The organism is Shewanella surugensis (assembly GCF_023284005.1).
Classification (GTDB): domain Bacteria; phylum Pseudomonadota; class Gammaproteobacteria; order Enterobacterales; family Shewanellaceae; genus Shewanella; species Shewanella surugensis.
Genome location: NZ_JAKIKS010000240.1, coordinates 1 through 3,529 on the forward strand (window position 1 = coordinate 1; position 3,529 = coordinate 3,529).

Sequence of the window (3,529 nt, forward strand, 5' to 3'; positions counted from 1 at the left end):
AGTTATACAAAAATTTCGATATTGATACAAGTTCTATATCATTGGTAATGTAAAAAATATCAAAGATTAAATATTAACCTAATTGTTGGTAATTTTATACTCAGGTACTTACCCATTAAAAACGCTTCAGGAACGCCAAGCATCGAGCATTTGTGCCGTATCTTGGTAAATGGTAAAGTGAGTGATCCGTCCATTTTTTATCTCTAAAATCTGACAAGAACGAAGATCGAATTCTTTAGGGTGGCCTTCGAAATGACCTTGCTCACGACATTCAACATAGGCCCCTTTTTCCGTTTCCGTATATTGGAGGATTTCAAAACCAGTGACTTGATTAATCTCACTAATAATCTTAAAGAACCCTTTCACCTCATCAATCCCCCGATATACACCAAAATGCGGCACTTCTTTAACACCGACAAGCTCCCATACAATGTCAGGATCCAGTAACGCGTATATTCCTTCAATATCTCCAGCAAGAAATGCGTCATACAATTTTTTGGCGATCTGACAATGAGGTTTATTTTTCATCATTTTTTGCTCCATAGAAAGGGAATATTAAAAGCCTACCAAGGATAACATGACGCTTTGCCATCATCACAACCCGTATTAATAGGCAAGCTATGTGAGTGTGTAATGTGCTTTGCAACCGATGCTAAAACAAAGGGATGCAGAAAAATATCATGATCCCCTGTAATGACATCATAGTGCACCTGTTTACCCGCTTGGATTAGCTTGGTGACATAACGCTCGCTTAAATAAGGTCGCGTGACCTCATCCTCCGCACCACAAATAACATGGATCTGAGCTTTATTGGATATGGTTTTGACAAGGTCAAGCGGAGAGGTGCATGCAATTTTCCCGAAAAATAACAGGGATGAACGCAGCTTCAACATATCTTTGCGCCACGCATTAATATCAGCTGAGCAAGACACAATCAACGCGGAGTCCATTAAATCTGGATAATAAGCCAACATTTTAGCCGTTATCGCCGCCCCACCTGAATGCCCCGCAACGATGGTTTTTATCGGCCTATAGCGTTGTTGTAATATGCGTATGCCTACCACGATTTGCTCTATTCTTTTGCGATCATAATTATCACCCACCGCCCAGCCTTTGCGTCCATTAGATTTGCGGCCGCGTTCGTCTTTATAGCCAGGTCGCAGTAACCCCACAGCCACCACATTGACAGCTAAGCCGCTAACCTTTTTAGCAAAAGTATTGTGATAACTCACGGTGCCAAATGGGGCATCATCATGGATAGCAATCACTAAGCAGGGTTGTCTCTGCACGTGATTTTCATGGATATCGACGGTGATTTGTTGTTTGGCGTTGTTCCTTTCTCTTTTATTATGGCTATCCTTACTATCCATATCCCTGTTATTTTTCCCATTTAAATACTGCTCTATATACCACTGAATAGGCACAAAACCTCCCTGTTCGATTCAATATGTTTCAACCTATTCCATCGAAGTCTACTATTGCTCATTGCCTTATTTACCATGTCAATCTCACATTGCTTGGCCTAGGGCAACCCCGTGAACGTTTTTCACTCAACAACTGTTCGTTAAACATCCCGATATGGTACAATTATTAAGCTAAAAACTGGAGCGAAAGAGGGTAATCGAGTGTACCTTTATCAATCAGGTTGATTATTAAGCACTCATGCGGTTACCCTGTTGCTTGGCTTAACAAAGCGACGGAACTAAATATTCCCCTTGCATCTAATCTCAACTCCACTAGGGACACAATTTTTTATGTTATATATTAGCCAATCTATAAAGTCAATTTCACCTTTTTGAGTGACATCCTCTTTTAAGCTTAATAATATATAATCATGCCCAGATAAAGTGAAGCCAAAAGGGGCCACTAAATTTCCTCGTTTCAGTTCATCAACAACTAATGGATAAGATCCCATTGCCATCCCTAATCCATCTTGAGCCGCTTGAATACAAAAGTAAAAATGAGCAAAAGTCTGTTGTGAATTTTCTAGCATTGTAGGTTCATTTGATTTAAACCATTGTGGCCAAGCATCTAGGCGAGTTTCGCTATGCAATAAGATAATATTATCAACATTCGATTCCATCTTGTTCCAATAATCTCCTGAGCATATTGGTCCCACCCATTCAGTAACTAAAGGGGTTTGAATATACTCAGAAGGAATGATGAAATCATTGCGGCGAATAGCCAAAGACTGCCCATTCTTCCCTAAGAAAATCGGCCCTCCAGCCGTCGATAATCTCACATTACCGGTAGGATGTTTATCATTGAAATCAACCAATCTAGGCATCAACCAACGCATCGTCAATGTAGGCTCACAAGATACATCAATACATTGAGTCTGCATAGACAGAACTTCAATACCTTTGTTTAACGCAGAGAAAGCTTGTTCTGTATAAGCATATAAACTATAGCCTTTTGGCGTTAATTTCATCCTATGACCTTGTCGATAAAATAAAACTTGCCCTAAATATTCTTCCAATAACTTAATTTGTTTACTCACAGCTCCATGCGTTATATGCAATGTTTTTGCTGCAGCACTGTAACTTTTAGCGGTAGCTGCAACTTGAAATACATGAAACGCTTTTAAATGTCTCATCTGTGAATTTTTCTCACATTATATATACAATAAATCGATTATAACCCTTCTTATAAAGCGATAATATAGCGACTCATTTATTAAGTTTGGAATTGCTATGGATGTTATTAGCCTTGCTGTAATAGGCCTACTTATTGTACTCAGCCCTGGTGCTGATTTAGTGTTAATGATGAAGAACAGCCTTAATGCTGGTAGGAGGGCTGGGCTATGGACTGCATTAGGAATAAGTTTAGCTATAGGTGTTCACATTGGATATTCATTACTTGGATTAAGCTATCTGCTTACTGAAAATCTAAAATTATTCAACATCATAAAATATCTGGGGGCAGCCTATTTAATTTATATGGGTATTAAAAATATAGTAACGGCTAAAACCTCACTAGCTGCACCTCAAAATTCAAAAGACAATTTGCATTATTTCCAATATTTATACCAAGGATTTTTATGTAATTTACTCAACCCTAAAACTATGCTTTTTTTCATTAGTTTATTTAGCCAATTAGTCTCAAGTTCCAATAATTCATGGTTTTTTCCTTTGAGCTATGGTGCCTATATTGCAGTGTTACATCTTCTTTGGTTTAGTTCCCTAGCAATATTATTAACATACTTGCCTTTCAAGACTCGGTTAAGTTTATTGAAAACGTGTTTAAATCGATTATGCGGTGGTGCACTGATAATATTGGGTAGTTTATTAGCTATACGGGGATAGTTTATCATTTTATTAGTATATTAAAATCAAAAACTTTACTTAACAAACAAAGGATAAGCCCCGAATGCCAGTCAATAAAAGTCACTGGCATTTTCTTTTTAACAGATATGTTGATAAGTACCTGAGTATTAAATTACCATAAATTCGTTCACTATTAGAGCAACGTGATAATTTCAGTACTTATCGCATCATTGAACTTGTTTGTTTATCATTATTTTTGTATA

Annotated in this window: 4 protein-coding genes; 1 reads left to right on the plus strand and 3 read right to left on the minus strand. The window is 37.6% G+C overall.

All coding sequences use genetic code 11. The features are described from left to right. Positions 1-126: 126 nt before the first annotated feature. From L2764_RS26375 to L2764_RS26385, 3 genes are all read right to left on the minus strand, one after another. Positions 127-531: a nuclear transport factor 2 family protein gene (locus tag L2764_RS26375; RefSeq protein ID WP_248943313.1), complete on the minus strand. Its 405-nt coding sequence runs from the start codon at positions 529-531 to the stop codon at positions 127-129. Between the two features lie 32 nt (positions 532-563). Beyond that, positions 564-1,424, minus strand: coding sequence for an alpha/beta hydrolase family protein (locus tag L2764_RS26380; RefSeq protein ID WP_248943314.1), 861 nt, complete (start codon positions 1,422-1,424; stop codon positions 564-566). Between the two features lie 278 nt (positions 1,425-1,702). Beyond that, positions 1,703-2,596 carry a LysR family transcriptional regulator gene (locus L2764_RS26385; protein WP_248943315.1) on the minus strand — a complete coding sequence of 298 codons (894 nt, stop codon included), beginning with the start codon at positions 2,594-2,596 and terminating at the stop codon, positions 1,703-1,705. A gap of 97 nt (positions 2,597-2,693) precedes the next feature. On the opposite strand from L2764_RS26385, the gene L2764_RS26390 reads away from it, so the two are divergent. Further along, positions 2,694-3,305 carry a LysE family translocator gene (locus L2764_RS26390; protein WP_248943316.1) on the plus strand — a complete coding sequence of 204 codons (612 nt, stop codon included), beginning with the start codon at positions 2,694-2,696 and terminating at the stop codon, positions 3,303-3,305. Positions 3,306-3,529: the final 224 nt, after the last annotated feature.